This is a genomic window from Chryseobacterium cheonjiense, from assembly GCF_012927265.1.
GTDB classification, from domain to species: Bacteria; Bacteroidota; Bacteroidia; order Flavobacteriales; family Weeksellaceae; genus Chryseobacterium; species Chryseobacterium cheonjiense.
Map to the genome: position 1 here is coordinate 167,260 of NZ_JABBGF010000004.1, position 17,954 is coordinate 185,213.

Here is a 17,954-nt window from a genome sequence, read left to right on the forward strand (position 1 = left end):
TGTCAAAGTTGAAAATCTTTGACAAAGTTTAAATAAAGTCAACATAAAAAATAAACTAATAAACAGAATGAAGTATTTGAAAAAATACTTCATTTTTGCAATATAGATATGAACAACGTATTACTTCCGGTATTTTATTTACCGCCGATCTCATGGTTTTCAGTATTTCTTAATCCTGAGAACGAAATTTTATTTGAACAGTTTGAAAGTTTTCCGAAGCAAACCTACAGGAACAGAGCCAATATTTATGGGGCAAACGGTAAGCTATCATTAATTATTCCTATTGCTCATAACGGCAAAAGAGAATTTAAAGATATCGAAATCTCTTACCGTGAACACTGGCAGAATCTTCATTGGAAGTCTATAAAAACAGCTTACCAAAGTTCTCCGTATTTCGAGTTTTATGAAGATAAGCTGAAGAAAATTTTTGAAATTAAAGAAAAGAGCCTGCTGGATTTTAACCTGAAGGTACTTGAAATCATTCAGCAGATCGTTAAAACAGAAAAGGCATACTCTTTGAATACGGAATACATCAAAAATCCGGATGAGATTAATTTCAGGGAAAAATTTTCAGCAAAAAATCCTTCAGAGTTTGAAATGGGAGAATATTATCAGACTTTCTCAGATAAACTGGGTTTCTTAAAAGATTTGTCAATTTTGGATCTTATTTGTAACAAAGGACCCGAATCTCTTACTTATATTAAAAATATTAAACAATCATACTAGCATGAAAAAAGTATTATTAGCCGCTGTTTTTTTAGTGGGATTCGGCTTCTCGCATGCGCAGGAAGCTAAGACGGACTCTGATCCGATGAAAAATAAGGATCTTATGACATGGTATCATAAAGATTTTGCTGCTACGAAAATTTATGGAGTCAATACAGACAACGCATATAAATATTTAGAATCTAAAGGTCTTAAACCCAAAACAGTTGTCGTAGGTGTTTTAGACAGTGGTGTTCAGGTAGATCATCCGGGATTGGTAAAAAATGTATGGACAAATCCAAACGAAGTTCCGGGCAACGGAAAAGATGATGACGGAAACGGATATATAGACGACGTTCACGGATGGAACTTTATCGGTGGAAAAAACGGAGATATCGATGTTGATAATATGGAAGTAACCCGTGTGGTTGCAAAATACAAGCCCATTTTCGAAGGAGAGGATTCTGCAAAAAACAAAGCAAATCAGGCAAAAATGCCGGAAGAATTTGCGATGTATATGAAATCAAAAGATCTTTTTGCTAAAAAAAGTATTGAGGCAAAACAGGGGGCTCAGACTTATACAATGATTAATGATCTGATTCCTAATATGGTAAAGCTCTTAAATGGTAAAAATGTAACACCTGAAAATGTAGCTACTATCAAGCCTTCTGAGCAGAAAGATGCCATTGCCGCACAGATTTTAACCCAGGTTGCCCAAAGCCCTGAATTCAAAGGGAAAACTCCTGCTGAATTTGAAAAAACAATGAGAGAGCAAATGAAAGAAGCTCTTGATGAAGTAGGTCCTCAGGCGAAACAATACGATCTTGCTTATGATCCAAGAAAAGAAATTGTAGGTGATAACTATGACGATTATTCTGAGAAAAATTATGGCAATAATCATTATGAAGGACCTGATGCAATGCACGGAACACACGTTGCCGGGATTATCGCAGGACTTCCTAACGGATCTGAAGTACAATATGGGGTCGCTTCAAAAGTTGCCAAAATCATGTCGGTAAGAACGGTTCCTAACGGCGATGAAAGAGATAAAGATGTTGCCAATGCCATCCGATATGCGGTTGACAATGGTGCCAAAGTTTTAAATATGAGTTTTGGCAAACCGGTTTCCCCAGGCAAAAACGTAGTTTGGGATGCTTTCAAATATGCTCAGGATAAAGGCGTTTTATTAGTTAAAGCGGCAGGTAATGAAAATGAAGATGTTGCTGAACATCTTGCATATCCTACAAATTTCAAAAATGTTACAGACGAAAAACCTTTTGTCAATAACGTTTTAGTAGTAGGAGCAAGCACCAATGATAATAATGCTTTAAGAGCAGGTTTCTCCAATTACAATAAAAAGATGGTAAACGTATTTGCACCGGGACAGGAGATCTATTCCACCGTTCCTCATAATGAATACAAATACCTTCAGGGAACATCCATGGCATCTCCGGTAGTAGCTGGAGCAGCAGCGGTTTTATTAGCTTATATGCCTAATCTTACGCCGGCTCAGGTTATCGAATCTTTAGTTAAATCAAGCAATCCGAGTACAGCAAATGAGTTTGGTACTTACTCGGAAGCGGGAGGAGTTATCGATCTTAAAAAAGCGGCAGAATATGCATATTCTAATTTTTATAAGGGTAAATCCGGCTCATCTAAAAAGGCTACAAAATCCGTAAAAAAGACTGTTAAAAAATAGTTTATCTGCTTGTATTTAAGCTTAATCATATAAAGTCCGAAATTTTCGGACTTTTTTTATTGCTATTTTGCATTTTTGGCACGGTTTTTTATAATGTTATTTTAACAAAAAATAATAAACTACAAAATGAAAAAGTTACTATTTGCAGGGATGCTCGGAGCATCAGTTTTTGCAGTGTCTTGTTCCGGAGTTAAAAACGCACAGACTGCCCAGAATCAAAGATCAGAATTCCTTAAAATGAAAGGTGACTGGCAGATCGTCAGTATAAATTATGATAAACAGTTCAAAGTAAAGCCATTTGACGATGGTATGGATGCTCAGTGTTTCGTAGGAAGCCACTGGAGACTGATTCCTAATAACTGGACGGGTGCTTATACCGTTAATGGCGGTGGAACCTGTGGTGCAGGCTTTACACAACCGATTAAAATCGACGTTGTCAGCGGAAATACTTTTAACTTCAAAAAAATTGCTGACGGAACTAAAGCAAAACAAAATACAGCAGGGTACACCCTTACTCTTACAAGCCAGACTACAGATCAGTTTTCACTGGAACAGAATATTCCTTTCGACGGAGAAAATGTAAGAGTAGTTTACAATTTTGAAAGAACCGGAATGAAATAATCAGTAACGGTATTAAATAATTAACATTAAATTAAAGAGAAATGAAATTTACAAAAACATATATAGGAGGTCTTTTTTTATCATCAGCTTTATTGCTTACAAGCTGTGAAGCCGTAAAAAATTCTAACCATCAGCAAAGAGGTACTGCTGTAGGAGTAGCATCAGGAGCTGTAATCGGCGGGATCTTAGGAAATAATGTAGGAAGAGGAGGAAACGGAGCAATTGGTGCGGTTCTAGGAGGCGTGATCGGTGGTGTAGCCGGTAATGTAATCGGTTCTAAAATGGATAAGCAGGCTAGAGAAATTAAAGAAACATTACCGGGAGCTCAGGTTGAAAGAGTAGGAGACGGTATCAAAATTACGTTAAATGAAAGTATCGTAAACTTCGATTTTGATTCTTCCGCGCTTACGGCTACTGCTAAAACTAACCTTGATAAATTGGCAGAAGTGCTTGTCAACAATCCGGATACCAATATCAATATTTACGGACATACCGACAGCAAAGGTTCCGATTCTTACAATATGTCACTTTCCGAAAGAAGAGCAAATTCCGTAAAATCTTATTTAATGGGAAAAGGAATTGCTTCCGGCAGATTATTTGCTAAAGGAGAAGGTGAGGCAATGCCTGTAGCTTCAAATGACACAGATGCAGGTAGAGCAAAAAACAGAAGAGTTGAATTTGCGATCACTGCCAACGAGAAAATGATCAACGACGCACAGCACGGACAATAGTAATTACATATAAATATTTTCTTAAATAACCGCTTTTGCGGTTATTTTTGTATTTTTATGGTGGTCTTCTGTAAAAATTATTATTTTTGTATTTGAAATAACATAAATGAAGAAATATTTTAAACTGCTCCGTATAGAGCAATGGGTAAAAAACCTGTTTGTTTTTGTTCCGTTATTTTTCTCCGGCAATATTAAAAATATCGATTTACTTTCCAAAAGTATTTTCGCTTTCATCATTTTCTCTCTTGCAGCAAGTGCAGTCTATATCCTGAATGATTACAATGACATTGAAGCAGACAGTAAGCATCCCGAAAAAAGAAAAAGGCCTCTCGCCAGTGGTGCCGTTTCAAAATCTCAGGCAATAGCTATTTTTATAGGACTTATTGCAGCAGATATTGCGCTTGTATTTTTTGCGCAGGCTTATTTTCAGCAGAGTCTCTGGAAATTTGCTGCCATCATCGGTTCTTATTTCGTAATGAATCTTGCGTATACATTCAGGCTGAAGCATGTTCCTATTATTGATATTTCCATTATCGCCCTGGGATTTGTACTAAGAGTATTGGCCGGAGGTTACATTACCGGAATCAGCATTTCACAATGGGCTATTTTACTGACTTTCGTTCTTGCTCTTGTCCTCGCTATCGGAAAACGAAGAGGAGAGCTTATCAATGCGCAGGTTTCAGGTAAAACAAGAAAAGCTTTGGACGGATATAATGTTCAGTTTGCAGATATTGCACTTTCCATTTCTGTTACTCTGGCTATTGTTTGTTACTTAATGTTTACCCTTTCCCCCGAAGTACAGGCTAAATTCCATCAGCGGGTTTTTTATACGGTAATTTTTGTTGTTTTTGCTTTTTTAAGATATTTACAGCAGACACTGGTATACAACAGAACAGAATCTCCAACCAAAATTGTATATCGGGACAGATACATCCAGGTTACACTATTATTGTGGGTCGCTGCATTTTTAATTCAAATTTATTTTAAAAAATGAAGCCGGATTTTATACAAAAAGTGACCAACTGGGGAAATTACCCCATTGTGGAAAAGGAAATGCGGTCTGAAGACAGCTTTCAAAAAATAAAAGAGTTTGTACTGACCCACAATGAAGTGATCGCAAGAGGCAACGGAAGATGCTATGGAGATGCTTCACTGGGAGAACATATATTTTCTACCAAAAAGCTTAATAAATTCATAAGCTTTGACCGATTGAACGGAATTATCGAATGTGAATCCGGAGTCTTGCTTTCCGATGTCCTGGAAATTGCGGTACCTCAAGGATATTTCCTGTATGTAACTCCCGGAACAAAATTTGTCTCAGTGGGTGGAGCAATTGCTTCAGATATTCACGGTAAAAATCATCATACCGAAGGATGTTTTTCAGAATATGTCATTGAATTTAAATTAATGATTGAAACGGGTGAGATTATTACCTGCTCTAGAGAAGAAAATTCAGAAAAATTCTGGGCTACGATCGGAGGAATGGGACTTACGGGAATTATTCTTACGGCAAAGTTCAGACTTAAAAATATTCAGACCGCTTACATTCGCCAGGAAAGCATTAAAGCAGAAAATCTCGATGAAATTTTCAGGCTTTTCGAAGAAAGCGAAAGCTGGACGTACAATGTTGCCTGGATCGATTGTCTCCAGAAAGGCAAAAACATAGGAAGAAGTATCCTCATGAGGGGAGAACATGCTTTCCAGCACGAACTGCCTCAAAAATTCAGAGATCAGCCTCTCAGACTGAAAAAAAAGTTTGAGCCCAAAGTCCCTTTTTACTTTCCGGGATTTGTTTTAAATGCTTTTACCGTTAAGATTTTTAATTATTTTTATTTTAAAAAACAGTCGAAAAAAGAAGTAACGGATTTTATCGATTACGAAACTTTTTTTTATCCGCTTGATTTTGTAAAAGACTGGAATAAAATCTACGGAAAATCCGGATTTATTCAATACCAGATGATGATTCCGAAAGACAAAGGCAAAGAGGGAATGAGAAGAATCCTTGAAACAATCGCCAATAGCGGAAACGGTTCCTTTCTGGCCGTTTTAAAACTGTATGGGAAAGAAAATCCGGAGGCCTACAATTCTTTTCCTTTTGAAGGATATTCTCTTGCATTGGATTTTAAGGTAAATTCAAAACTAAAGAAACTTATTGACAGGCTGGATGATATTGTAGAAGAGTACAACGGAAAGATTTACCTTACCAAAGACAGCATGAGCAGATCATCGCTTACCAATTACCTTAAAAATGTTCAGAGTTCAAAATTTGTGTCTTTGCAGCACAAAAGAATCATAAATAATAGTTAACCGGATGATTGTTTTAGGAAGTACATCGGAAGTAGCACAGGCATTTGTAGAAGAAGCTCTGAAACAGGGAGAAAAATTTGAAAAAATTTATCTCATCACCTCAAACGTAGAAACAACCGAAAGATTTGCCCGGCATATTGATGTGAAATTTCTTCAGCAGGCCGAAGTTATCGAACTGGATCTGATGAAAGAAACGGACTACAGCAGATTTGAGCATATTAATTCAAGCCTTTTGTTTTGTGCTACAGGATATTTAGGAGACGGTACGGAAGAAGGGTTGTACGATAATAAAAATACAGAAAAGATTATCGATATTAATTATGCGAGACTTGTTCCGGTCCTTAATTATTTTGTGCAGAAATTTGAAAGCAGGAGATCAGGAACCATTATTGGACTTTCATCCGTTGCAGGAGATCGCGGAAGACAAAGTAACTTTATCTACGGAAGTGCGAAGGCAGCCTTTACGGCTTACCTGAGCGGTCTCAGGAATTATCTTTCAGATAAAAAAGTCCATGTTCTTACAGTGAAACCGGGATTTATGGCTACGAAAATGACAGAAGGACTTCCTCTGAATCCCAGGCTTACGGCGAGCCCGAACCAGGCTGCGGAATATATTTTCAAAGCACATCAGAAAAAAAGAAATGTAGTATATGTGTTGCCGATATGGGGATTAATTATGCTTATCATTAGATGTATTCCGGAATTTATATTTAAAAAACTGAAGCTGTAAAAGAGTTATAGTTAAAATATCTTTTCGACATTTGCGTTAAGATAAATTAAAGAAAAATCCAATGAAGAAATTGTATTGTTTTGATTTTGACGGGACCCTTACATACAAAGACACCATGTTTATGTACCTGCGGTTTTACGACCCTGTAAAATTCAGATTACAGTTTCTGAAACATATTCCGCTTTTTGTTTTACTTAAATTAAAACTTGCAGACACCGAAAAGGTGAAGAAAAGCTTTATAGGCTCTATTCTTAAAGGCCAGACACAGGAAAAAATAGAGAAAAAATCCAGACAGTTTTTTGAGCACTGTTATCCGAAAATTATTCGGGAGAATGCATTGGATTTTATTCATAATATTGACAGGGAAAATACCGAAAGCTTTTTAGTTACCGCTTCGCTGGATATCTGGGCGAAACCCTTTGCTGAAGCATTCCAAATGCAGCTAGTAGCAACAAAAGCAGAATTTAAAAACGGAATTTTTACCGGCAATTTTATAGGCAGAAACTGCAACGGAAAAGAGAAACTCATCCGTATACAGGCAGAAATTATCAACCGTAAATATGATAAAATCATAGCTTTTGGAGATACCTCAGGAGATAGGCCTATGCTTCAATGGGCAAATGAAGGTCATTATCAATTTTTTCACTAATTTTGGGAAATGAAATTCAGGATGAAGATTTGGCTTTCACAGCTGAAAAATAAATCTTTATGCTGTGTTTTTCGGTAATAAACTGATTCCGTAGAAATAAAATCTTCAAAGTAAAATGAATAAAATATACTTAGATAACGCTGCTACAACGCCTCTTGCAGAAGAAGTTATCGATGCAATGGTTGATACCATGAAAATGAATTTCGGAAATCCGTCTTCAACACACAGTTTTGGACAGGAAGCTAAAATTCTTATCGAGAACGTAAGAAGGCAGGTTGCAGAATATCTTCACGTGACCCCGGCTGAAATCATATTCACCTCTTGCGGTACCGAATCCAATAACATGATTATCAAATCTGCTGTTGAGCATCTTGGAGTACAGAGAATTATTAGCTCGCCTCTGGAACATAAATGTGTTTCTGAGAGCATTCTGGATATGAAAAGCAGAAAAGGGGTAGAAGTAAACTATATACGTCCTGACGGAAAAGGAGACATTGATCTTGCAAAGCTGGAAGAACTGCTGAAATCTTCGGATAAAAAAACTTTGGTAAGCCTTATGCATGCCAACAACGAAATCGGAAATCTTATCAATATTAAAAAGGTAGCTGAACTTTGCAAGGCTAATAATGCACTTTTCCATTCTGATACGGTACAGACTATGGCCCATATGCAGCTTGATTTTTCCGATATTCAGGTTGATTTTGCATCTTGCAGCGCTCATAAATTCCACGGACCTAAAGGAGTGGGTTTTGCTTTTATCAGAAAATCAAGCGGATTAAAAGGAATTATTACAGGAGGCCCTCAGGAAAGAAGCTTACGGGCAGGAACTGAAAATGTGGCCGGAATTGTAGGTTTGGGAAAAGCTCTTGAACTTTCTCTAAATCATCTGGAAGAATATGCCGTTCACATGCAGGATATTAAAGCATATGCGGTACAAAGGCTTGCAGAAGCTGTTCCCGGTATTAAATTCAATGGCAGAAGTTCAGAAAAAGAAACCAGCCTTTATACGGTTTTAAGCGCTTTACTGCCTTATAAAAATCCTTTAATTGGTCTTCAGCTGGATATGAAAGGGATAGCCATTTCTCAGGGCAGCGCATGTTCTTCCGGAGCTTCAAAACCTTCAATGGTAATGATGATGGTTTTGTCTGAAGATGAGATGGACAACTGTACTCCTTTGCGGATCTCATTCAGCCATATGACAACTAAAGAAGATATAGATGCTCTGGCAGACGCTTTGCAGGAGATTTCTAAAGATTTTGTTATAGAAAATACAAATGTTGAGCATAGATAGCTCTATCAGTTAAATGGCGTAATTTTGGTGTAAGTTTATAAGTAAACAGGAATATAATATTAATTAAATAAAAAAAATAAAATGGCTTTAGAAATTACAGACAGCTCATTTCAGGAAACGGTTTTAAAATCAGATAAGCCGGTATTGGTAGACTTCTGGGCAGTATGGTGCGGACCTTGCAGAACACTGGGACCAATCATCGAAGAAGTTGCTACAGACTTTGAAGGAAAAGCAGTAGTAGGAAAAGTAGATGTAGACAACAATCAGGAGATTTCAATGCAGTATGGCATCAGAAATATTCCTACCGTTCTTATTTTTAAAAATGGTGAGGTTGTCGACAAATTAGTTGGTGTAGCTCCAAAAGATGTGATCGCTCAAAAATTAAGCGCACACTTATAAAATAATAAGTTTGATAATGAATGCCTTCCACTTTTGGGAGGCTTTTTTTTCTAAAATAATTTGCAGGTAAGGAAAAAAGTTGTAGTTTTGCAATCACAAAAAAGAAACAACGTTCTTTAAAAAATTGATCCGGTAGTTCAGCTGGTTAGAATGCCGCCCTGTCACGGCGGAGGTCGCGGGTTCGAGTCCCGTCCGGATCGCAGAAGTTTTATCAATTTCTTTAAAAAATTGATCCGGTAGTTCAGTTGGTTAGAATGCCGCCCTGTCACGGCGGAGGTCGCGGGTTCGAGTCCCGTCCGGATCGCAGAAGTTTTATCAGTTTCTTTAAAAAATTGATCCGGTAGTTCAGCTGGTTAGAATGCCGCCCTGTCACGGCGGAGGTCGCGGGTTCGAGTCCCGTCCGGATCGCAGCAATTGTACAAAGTCATCAATTAATTTGGTGACTTTTTTTGTTTATATCCGCAAGTTATTAAATAAAAAATAACCATTTTATTTTTAAGCAGCATCTTAAAGTTTTTCTGCTATATTTGTGGTATCTAAACAGAACAAATGATGAAAAACAGAGATTCCGGTTTAGCACCCGAACAGTGGGTGGATGCATTTGCTGATTTTCTTTACAGCTATGCCATAACCAGAGTAAATTCCAAGGAAGATGCAGAAGATATTGTACAGGATACTTTTTTGGCAGCTTTTAAAAATGCCGCAACGTTTCAAGAAAGATCGTCGGTAAAGACATGGCTTACCAGCATTTTGAAAAATAAAATCATCGATTATTACAGGAAAAAAAGCAACAGCAACCAAAGCTATGATGCTTATCTGGATGAAACGGAAGATTCATTCGAAAATGCCTTTTTCAATCAGGATAATTATGGCAGATGGAAACAGGATATTAATAAAAATTATTTGTCGGAGAGTACCGACGACTATATTCTAAGTAAAGAATTCTATAGAATAATGGATCTATGCCTGCAAAAACTACCCTCAAAATTAAGGCCGGTTTTTGTTGCCAAATATATGCTTGATGAAGATGCTGAAAAAATTTGTAAGGAATTCAATATTACTTCGTCTAATTACTGGGTGCTTCTCTTTCGGGCTAAAACACTCCTGAGAAGCTGCCTTGAAAAAAATGAAATTACTTTGTAACTATGGAATTTATTAACAACCTTTTACACAACTGCGAAGAGACTTCTCTTAACATTGTCAAATCTGAAGAAACTTCTTTGTCTGTTTCCGAATGGCTGAAGATGAAATTTCATATTGCTTTCTGCAAATGCTGCAGAAATTTCGGAAAACAGACCAAAGTGATGGATAAAGCGCTACATCACCATTTTCATACAGATTTTTCAGAAGATGCAACTAAAGCATCACCGGAACTAAAGGACAGAATAAAAGAAAATTTAAAAAAATTGTAAACTCTTGTAAGGAATAAAATTTTGTTTCGTCTAAGCTTAAAATTAAAAAAGCAATGAAAACAAAATTCTTAATTCCTGTTCTGTTGTTTATAAGCAGTTTAGGCTTTGCACAATCAGCAAAGAATATCAACCAACAAAACGGAGTAGCCAACTATGGTTATGATGTGGTAAGCTATTTTTCGGGAAGTCCTCAGCAGGGTTCATCTAAAAATTCCGTAAAATACCAGGATACTGAATACTATTTCGCAAATCCCGGAAACAAAGCTAAATTCCAGAAAGAACCCGGGAAATATCTGCCGCAGTATGGGGGATATTGTGCTTTTGCTATGGGAGATTACGGCGAGAAAGTTGATATTAATCCTAAAACCTACAAAATAACAGATGGCAAACTGTATCTTTTTTATAATAAATTTTTCAACAATACACTGACCAGCTGGAATAAAGATGAAAAGAATCTTATCATAAAAGCAGATAAGAACTGGAAAAAATTTACAACAAAATAAACAAATGATGAAAAAAATTATCCTAATTCTTGCAGCAGGCTTTTTTCTTCAAAGCTGTGTAAGAGAAAACACTTCCACAGAAGATCTTATGGAAATGGCGCCGGAAAACGCAAAGCTTATTTCCTCCGGAGAATTTATGAAAGGACCGTACGGAAACAATATTGGCGGTAAGGCAGAGATTTATGAAAAAGACGGTGTTTATACACTGGCTTTTGATAAAGATTTTTCAGTAAGCAACGGACCGGATCTTTATGTATATGTAAGTACTGAGCAACAGCCCAACAATTTTATTTCACTGGGAAAACTAAAATCGGTGAATGGAGGTCAGGTCTATACTTTTGCAACCAAACCTGATTTAGATAATTATAAATACGCTGTCGTACACTGTCAGCAATACAATCATATGTTTTCATACGCATTACTTCAAAAAAATTAAACATGAAAAAAATTGTAAACTGGATCATCAGATTGGTTCCCGTAGTCATAATGTTGCAAACCCTCTATTTCAAATTTTCCGCTGCACCGGAATCTGTTTATATTTTCTCGAAAATAGGTATGGAGCCCTACGGGAGAATAGGAATAGGAATTTTAGAACTTGTTGCCTCTATCCTTATTTTAATACCAAGAACAACAGTGTATGGTGCTGTTTTGGGACTTGGCCTGATGCTGGGAGCCATTAAATTTCATGTGACGGAATTGGGTATTGATGTACAGCATGACGGCGGAAAACTTTTTTATCTGGCAGTAACGGTAGCTGTATTTTGTACATTGTTAATTATTCTTTATAGAAAACAGATTTTATCAATATTCTCTAAAAATAAAATGGCTGTAACCAGATGATAAAAAGCATTGAAAATAATCTTTATGAACTGTCACAGATATTGAGTCCTGTTTCAGTTCAATTATATACAAGGGAGAGCAAATATCTTTTTGGAAGCTCGATAGGGCAGCACGTAAGGCATATTCTTGAAATGTATGAAGTGCTGCTGGAAGGCTATTCTTCCGGAAGGTTTTCTTTTGAAAACAGAAAAAGAAATCATACCCTGGAAGAAAATGTGAGAGAAATGCTCTGTACCGTTGAAAAAATCGCTGCTGAAATCAATAAAAAAGACAAGGAGCTGATCTGTGTTTTGTATGACCAGACAAACATTCAGCAGGAACTTAAAACGACCTATTTCAGGGAGTTATTATATTGCTTTGAACATGGTATTCATCATCAGGCATTAATAAAAGTGGCGCTTAAAGAATTTGAATGGGAAAATATACCGGAAAATTTCGGTGTGGCGCCTTCAACGATAAAATTCAGACTTACATGTGCACAGTAAGCTACTTTAAAATTAAAGATGCCATCATCTTTACTTCAAACCGTGACGAGAAAAAAGACCGGGAGAAAGCTGTATTTCCAAATGTCCTGGAACTGGAGAATGGTCATGTGCTGTATTTTCCTAAAGATAAGAAAGCATCGGGAACATGGTTTGCTACAGATGATAACGGAAATGTAGCCATTCTTCTGAACGGTGCTTTTCAAAAACATAAAAGCAATCCGCCATATAAAAAAAGCAGGGGAATCGTACTGTTGGATATTGTTAAAAGCAGGGATTTTTTGCAGGCTTTCCGGGAATATGGCTTGTCGGGAATAGAACCTTTTCAGTTATTGGTTTTTTTTGATAAAAAATTAATGCGGCTGCTTTGGGACGGAACAGTTAAATATGAGTTTTTCTTAAATGAAAATGAAAGCCATCTGCTTTCTTCCAAAACATTATACAATGATAGCATCGAACATGACAGGGAAAAAGATTTCAGAAGATTTCAGATTAATAGAAATATAGAATCCGGGGAAATACTTAATTTTCATAAAAAACATAAGATAGAAAAAGAACGCGAAATAGATTTATCAATAAAAGAAGAATTTCTTACCGTAAGTATTACGCAGCTTATTATTAAACAAGATAAGATTCACTTTGCATATCACGATCTTACAGAAAACACAATACAACATAAAAAAATTGAAAAGAGAAGCTTTGTTTAAGTTACGATACAAATGGTACCGGCTTACTCACTGGGAATTCTGGCCCATGTGGGCTGTATATCTTCCGTGTATCTTCTATTATTTTTGGATCAGTCTGAAGTCCCGTTCTTTCGGTTTTTTTAAAGCGGTGAATCCAGCAATCGTCCATGGAGGAATGACGCTGGAAGATAAACATTTCGTCAATCAGCTTTTACCGCAAAGGTACAGGGCAAAATCTTTTCTTGTAACAAGCGGGACAACTCATGATGCAGTTGAAAATATCATTAAGGAAAATGAGCTGAATTACCCTGTTATTTTAAAACCTAACAATGGATGCAGAGGTAGAAATGTCGAATTGATAAGAACCCGGGAAAAGGGGAAAAGATATCTTCGGGATTATGGAAATGAAGATTTGCTTTTGGAAGAATATATTGATTTCCCGAATGAAATTGGGGTGTTCTACATCAGATTTCCTCATGAAAAAAAAGGTTTTATCAGCGGTATTGTAGAAAAAAAGGGCATCATGGTTACAGGAGATGGCAGGCAGACTTTAAAGGAACTTGTAAAATATAATCTCCGGTATCACGCATTTTATTCCGAAATTTTTCTTGACGGTCAGCACAATGGCAACTATATTCCCAACGAAAATGAACAGTTACTCGTAAGCAGTATCGGGAATCACGCAAGGGGTGCGACTTTTTATGATGCATCCGATAAAATTTCATCAAAGCTCACGGAGTTGTTTAATGAAATCTGCTCATCGGTAAAAGGTTTTCATTACGGACGATTTGATGTAAAATTTAATACTTGGGAAGAACTTGAAAACGGAGAAAATTTTAAAATTATAGAATTAAACGGAGCCGCATCGGAACCTACTTTTATCTATGATCCCGGACACTCTTATTTTTTCGCGATTAAAGAAATCATGAAGCACTGGGATTATATGTACACAATTGCAAAGCTTAACAAACAAAGAGGTCACCATTTTACCAATATTGAAGAATGCTGGAAAATACTTAAAGAGTTTAATCCGTTTCTGACATCATAATATAGCTGAATACTTCCTGAAAAAATAATGGCTTTACGTCCTTAATATAAAAGCAATGTGAAGGGTTTTCGTAAAAGACCCCGTTTTTTTACGGTATTTTATATCCGGATTTTTATTATTCGGATTTAGGTCTGATATTTGTACTGAATAGCAAAACTATTCGGGTACTTTTATTTATGAAAAACATTCTGAAAAAAAAATCATTTCTTTATACATTATTTATAGCTTTAACAGTGGTTTCCTGTAAAAAAGAAATCGAAAAAGTCAGCGACAAAATCAATGATACGGCTTCATCCATAACTGAAGATTCTGAGAAAAAAGATTCTTTAACGGCAAAGAAAGACTCTGTTGTACAGAAAGAATCATTACCTCCTGCAATGCAGGAATACGGCTTTTACAATGCCTATATCTTTCCTAAAGATAAAAAAGTGAGAGATTCGCTTTTCGCTTTATTCAATAAAAAATATACTGAAAAAGAACGTTATGCTATTCTTGCCTTAAACAGGCTTGATTCTAAAAACAAGTGGAATGCAGACACGCTTGTTGTTCCGGCGAAAGTTGATACTACGTTAATGGAATATTCTCCGTTTCCCATGCAGCTTGATGTTTTAAGTCCGGTGAAAAAATTCGTTGTTTTTTCTTATCCAATCCAGGCATATGGTGTTTACTCCAACGGAAATCTTGTAAAATGGGGTCCTACGAGTATGGGAAAAAAATCGGCCAAAACAAAAACAGGACTTACTTTTGCCAACTGGAAAAAACAGCTTGCTATTTCTACCGTAAGCAGTGAGTGGAAGTTGCCTTATAATTTTAATATTTTCAATCTTGATGGGATAGGGTGGCACCAGTACGATCTGCCGGGATATCCTGCCTCACATTCCTGTTTACGATTACTGATGAATGATGCAAAATGGCTGTACAGCTATGCCGATACCTGGGTTCTGAATCCGGGAGGAGCAACAACCAAAGCAAAAGGAACGGCTGTGCTGGTATACGGGGATTATCCTTGGGGAAAACGTAAGCCGTGGAGAAAGCTGCTTAATGATCCCAATTCCAATAATGTTTCTGTTGAAGAAATGACAAAAATGATCGAACCCAATATTGAAAAGATATTGAAAGAGCAGGACAACAGGGAAAAGGTGGTAGACTCTATCAAAGCGGCCAAAGCTGTCCTGCAGCAAATGCCTCAGACCACCAGAACCGTAGAGCCTTAATCTTTTTTTTCAAACTGTAAAGTAGACTCTTCAGCAAATCTCCTGAGTTTCAACATTTCATCTTTAGCTTTATGCTGCCCGAATCTTGCTGCGGCATAGGTAATCGCAATACACAGCAGCATGAGAAAAGAAGCATTGAGCGCCCACGGAAATTCATGACTATGGATCTGATTTTCTACATAATACATAGAAAAAAATACCATCCAGAGAATGGAAAAAGAAAAATAAAGAAACATAAAAAATGTCCAGACGGCGGAACTCGGACCAAAAATACCCCGTATCGAAGTCTGGTCATCTTCTGTCTCTACACGAAGCGAAAGCCTTGGTTTCCAGTAGCCTTCATATTCGGTCTCTACACAAATAGTAGCGACTTCTTTATTGATGTTTCCCGAAAACTCATCTTTATGTTCGGCGAGGTACTTCTTAAGGTTTTCCGCATATTCTTCTTTAGTAAGATGGGTAAACATTGTGAATCGCGGTCTTGTTCTTATTTTGTCTATTGTTGTTTCTTCTGTATTCATATTACTCTTGATAAGGGATAGGATCTTCCAAAGTAAAACGCAGCGACAGTTCTTTGTTTTTCCGTACAATAACCATCTCTATCGTTCTTCCTTCTTCAGATTTCATAAGTTCTAAAATCTTTTGCAAGGTCATATCTGCAGTTTTCTTGCCATTAATACTGATAAGGCGGTCGTCTTTCTGTAATCCGGCTTTTGCTCCGGGCGAATCTTTCCGTACTCCGGCAATTGAAAAAATTGGTTTCAGGATAAAATTGTATTGCAGGCTGCTGTTGAACACTTCAGTGCCCGTTGAAACCTGAATCTCTTTTTTTGTAGTAAGGTTCACTACATCTTTCGTCCATTCCATTCCGTCCTGTCTGAAATCCAGTCCGCTCATATTGAAGTGAAAAGGATCGTCATAATTCCGGTTTTTTTTAAGATAAATTTTTCCGCCAGGATAATCAAAAGCTACCGTAAAGCGTCTCATGATATCGCCTCCTACAGAGCCTTTTCTGTTTTCAACCAGACTCACATGCTGAATAGAATATTCATCGGGCATTGCCGTAAGAGGTTTTTCAAATTTAAAATCGCCAAGATAAAAATTGTGAATCCGGCTTCTTTTCCCGTAGATATCGCCATTAAAACCTCTTCCGAGAAAATCATCAATATTAGGACGGTTATACACAAAATCTTTTATCAGTTTAGGAAAAAGCCAGATCGGATCGCTGTTTCCAAGGTCAATCAAAAGCTTGGAGCTTTTTCTTTCCGTTGTCATTTCAACATCAGCAAAAATATAAGGTTTATTTTTTTCAATACTAATGTCAAACTGACTGAAGTTTTTTGTCTTTTTTCTAAACAGATTCTCATCTTTATAAATAGTGATTTTTTTAGATATATAGTCGATGATAACCGGATGGTTCTTGAAAAAATGATAACCTATAATACCGTTGACGGGGATTCCGACATGTGAAGAGATATTGAAATCCTGATCCATAATAATGTACACGGTCATTGAGTCATTCACGAAGTTTTTTCCGATTTTTCCAATATTATTCTCCGACCGGAATCCGTCGATATTTCTGTCGCCGCCTAATCCTGAGAACTTTATTTTTTCGATGTTTATGAGTTTTAATTCTTTATTTTCAAGGCTGAAGATCGATGTTTCGGCAACTCCAGTATCCAGTAAAAATGTAAGTTCCGCACCGTTGATATTGATCGGAATAAATATAAGATTGTTAATTAATTTGAAAGGAATGACGATTTTTTTTCCGTCCTGAATTTCAAAAGAGTTTTGGGCATTGATAAAGATGCCCATGAAAAAAATCAATAAAAAACGTAGCAGTTTCATGTATTGAATTTAATCATTTTATCCGAATGGTAATGAAAAAGCATCCTTAATTTTAAGAATGCTTGAGTATTTTTTAAATAATTAATCCAATAGATGAATTATTGTGAAATTATTTGGAGAAGAAATCCATAAGGTCCATGTAATTTTTCTGATTTACTCCGTGGCCGCTCATATATTCTCTGAAAGAAAAGTAGCAGCCCAGATCATACAGCAAATCGGCAGCTTTTCTTCCCCATTCCAAAGGAATCACAGCGTCATCGGTACCGTGTGAAATGAAAAAGCGTAATTTTTCCAGTTTTTTCTTATCCTTTACAATATCATGCAGTAGCTTTTCTTCCGGATAGCTGCTCAGGCAGGCAACAAGATTAAACATTTCCGGATATTTCAGGGCAAGAGCATAACATAGGATGCCTCCCTGGCTGAAGCCGCACAGATGCGTTTTTCCCTCGGTAATACCATAACGGTTGACAATGCCGAGAATACTCTCCAAAATGCTGTTGAGCGATTCATTAGCCTGCTGTACCTCTACGAAACGTTCGGGATCATTAAAATCTATATCGTACCATGAATATCCTTCAAACTGTGTTGTTTTCGGCGCTCTGAAGCTTACGATGATCCAGTCGGCAGGAAGTGTTTCCCTGAAGCTGAAAAGATCCTGCTCATTGCTTCCGTATCCGTGAAGCAAAAAAAGAATGGTTGTAGCTGAAGTGATATGTTCGGGTTCTCTTACAATGTAATCTAGGTTCATTATGCAAAGATATATAATAAAGGTTTATGATGATTTAATAG

22 protein-coding genes and 3 tRNA genes are annotated in these 17,954 nt (G+C 36.8%); 22 read left to right on the forward strand and 3 right to left on the reverse strand.

The genetic code is table 11. The features are described from left to right. Positions 1-108 precede the first annotated feature (108 nt). From HHL20_RS18485 to HHL20_RS18590, 22 genes are all read left to right on the forward strand, one after another. Positions 109-726 (forward strand): WbqC family protein, encoded by a 618-nt coding sequence (locus tag HHL20_RS18485; protein WP_169232627.1) that lies wholly within the window; start codon positions 109-111, stop codon positions 724-726. A 1-nt stretch (position 727) separates the two neighbouring features. Next, positions 728-2,404, forward strand: a complete 1,677-nt coding sequence (locus tag HHL20_RS18490; protein ID WP_169232628.1) for a S8 family serine peptidase — start codon at positions 728-730, stop codon at positions 2,402-2,404. A 126-nt stretch (positions 2,405-2,530) separates the two neighbouring features. Beyond that, positions 2,531-3,025, forward strand: coding sequence for a lipocalin family protein (locus tag HHL20_RS18495; RefSeq protein ID WP_169232629.1), 495 nt, complete (start codon positions 2,531-2,533; stop codon positions 3,023-3,025). A gap of 41 nt (positions 3,026-3,066) precedes the next feature. Further along, a complete protein-coding gene (locus HHL20_RS18500) occupies positions 3,067-3,756 on the forward strand; it encodes an OmpA family protein (RefSeq protein WP_169232630.1) in 690 nt (229 codons plus the stop codon). 106 nt (positions 3,757-3,862) lie between these two features. Then, positions 3,863-4,750, forward strand: a complete 888-nt coding sequence (locus HHL20_RS18505; protein WP_169232631.1) for a decaprenyl-phosphate phosphoribosyltransferase — start codon at positions 3,863-3,865, stop codon at positions 4,748-4,750. Beyond that, positions 4,747-6,063, forward strand: coding sequence for an FAD-binding oxidoreductase (locus HHL20_RS18510; RefSeq protein WP_169232632.1), 1,317 nt, complete (start codon positions 4,747-4,749; stop codon positions 6,061-6,063). The genes HHL20_RS18505 and HHL20_RS18510 overlap by 4 nt, the downstream gene beginning before the upstream one ends. 4 nt (positions 6,064-6,067) lie before the next feature. Next, positions 6,068-6,793, forward strand: a complete 726-nt coding sequence (locus HHL20_RS18515; RefSeq protein ID WP_169232633.1) for an SDR family NAD(P)-dependent oxidoreductase — start codon at positions 6,068-6,070, stop codon at positions 6,791-6,793. A gap of 61 nt (positions 6,794-6,854) precedes the next feature. Beyond that, positions 6,855-7,442, forward strand: a complete 588-nt coding sequence (locus tag HHL20_RS18520) for an HAD family hydrolase (RefSeq protein ID WP_169232634.1) — start codon at positions 6,855-6,857, stop codon at positions 7,440-7,442. A 115-nt stretch (positions 7,443-7,557) separates the two neighbouring features. Beyond that, the gene (locus HHL20_RS18525; RefSeq protein WP_169232635.1) at positions 7,558-8,733 is read left to right on the forward strand and encodes a cysteine desulfurase family protein; all 1,176 of its coding nucleotides are present in this window, start codon (positions 7,558-7,560) and stop codon (positions 8,731-8,733) included. 81 nt (positions 8,734-8,814) lie between these two features. After that, positions 8,815-9,132, forward strand: a complete 318-nt coding sequence (gene trxA / locus HHL20_RS18530) for a thioredoxin (protein ID WP_029296722.1) — start codon at positions 8,815-8,817, stop codon at positions 9,130-9,132. Positions 9,133-9,258: 126 nt separating this feature from the next. After that, a tRNA-Asp gene (locus HHL20_RS18535) sits at positions 9,259-9,332 on the forward strand. Positions 9,333-9,362: 30 nt separating this feature from the next. Beyond that, a tRNA-Asp gene (locus HHL20_RS18540) sits at positions 9,363-9,436 on the forward strand. 30 nt (positions 9,437-9,466) lie between these two features. Further along, positions 9,467-9,540 (forward strand) — tRNA-Asp (locus tag HHL20_RS18545). A 141-nt stretch (positions 9,541-9,681) separates the two neighbouring features. After that, positions 9,682-10,275, forward strand: a complete 594-nt coding sequence (locus HHL20_RS18550) for a sigma-70 family RNA polymerase sigma factor (RefSeq protein WP_169232636.1) — start codon at positions 9,682-9,684, stop codon at positions 10,273-10,275. A gap of 2 nt (positions 10,276-10,277) precedes the next feature. After that, positions 10,278-10,544: a hypothetical protein gene (locus tag HHL20_RS19485; RefSeq protein ID WP_185194838.1), complete on the forward strand. Its 267-nt coding sequence runs from the start codon at positions 10,278-10,280 to the stop codon at positions 10,542-10,544. Positions 10,545-10,597: 53 nt separating this feature from the next. Continuing rightward, positions 10,598-11,047, forward strand: coding sequence for a YHS domain-containing (seleno)protein (locus tag HHL20_RS18560; RefSeq protein WP_169232637.1), 450 nt, complete (start codon positions 10,598-10,600; stop codon positions 11,045-11,047). Between the two features lie 7 nt (positions 11,048-11,054). Continuing rightward, positions 11,055-11,483, forward strand: a complete 429-nt coding sequence (locus HHL20_RS18565) for a DM13 domain-containing protein (protein ID WP_169232638.1) — start codon at positions 11,055-11,057, stop codon at positions 11,481-11,483. 2 nt (positions 11,484-11,485) lie between these two features. After that, positions 11,486-11,887 carry a DoxX family protein gene (locus tag HHL20_RS18570; protein ID WP_169232639.1) on the forward strand — a complete coding sequence of 134 codons (402 nt, stop codon included), beginning with the start codon at positions 11,486-11,488 and terminating at the stop codon, positions 11,885-11,887. Next, positions 11,884-12,372: a DinB family protein gene (locus tag HHL20_RS18575; protein ID WP_169232640.1), complete on the forward strand. Its 489-nt coding sequence runs from the start codon at positions 11,884-11,886 to the stop codon at positions 12,370-12,372. The genes HHL20_RS18570 and HHL20_RS18575 overlap by 4 nt, the downstream gene beginning before the upstream one ends. Next, positions 12,360-13,076: an NRDE family protein gene (locus tag HHL20_RS18580; protein ID WP_169232641.1), complete on the forward strand. Its 717-nt coding sequence runs from the start codon at positions 12,360-12,362 to the stop codon at positions 13,074-13,076. The genes HHL20_RS18575 and HHL20_RS18580 overlap by 13 nt, the downstream gene beginning before the upstream one ends. Further along, a complete protein-coding gene (locus HHL20_RS18585; RefSeq protein ID WP_169232642.1) occupies positions 13,069-14,103 on the forward strand; it encodes an ATP-grasp domain-containing protein in 1,035 nt (344 codons plus the stop codon). Before HHL20_RS18580 ends, HHL20_RS18585 begins: the two co-directional genes overlap by 8 nt. A gap of 176 nt (positions 14,104-14,279) precedes the next feature. Further along, complete coding sequence (locus HHL20_RS18590) at positions 14,280-15,317, forward strand: L,D-transpeptidase (RefSeq protein ID WP_169232643.1); 1,038 nt, start codon at positions 14,280-14,282, stop codon at positions 15,315-15,317. Here HHL20_RS18590 and HHL20_RS18595 read toward each other — a convergent pair. The 3 genes from HHL20_RS18595 to HHL20_RS18605 form a co-directional block, all read right to left on the reverse strand. After that, positions 15,314-15,838 carry a hypothetical protein gene (locus tag HHL20_RS18595; RefSeq protein ID WP_169232644.1) on the reverse strand — a complete coding sequence of 175 codons (525 nt, stop codon included), beginning with the start codon at positions 15,836-15,838 and terminating at the stop codon, positions 15,314-15,316. The genes HHL20_RS18590 and HHL20_RS18595 overlap by 4 nt on opposite strands. Before the next feature lies 1 nt (position 15,839). Next, positions 15,840-17,165 (reverse strand): PDZ domain-containing protein, encoded by a 1,326-nt coding sequence (locus HHL20_RS18600; RefSeq protein WP_169232645.1) that lies wholly within the window; start codon positions 17,163-17,165, stop codon positions 15,840-15,842. Between the two features lie 109 nt (positions 17,166-17,274). Next, positions 17,275-17,913, reverse strand: coding sequence for an alpha/beta hydrolase (locus tag HHL20_RS18605; protein WP_169232646.1), 639 nt, complete (start codon positions 17,911-17,913; stop codon positions 17,275-17,277). Between the last annotated feature and the right edge of the window lie 41 nt (positions 17,914-17,954).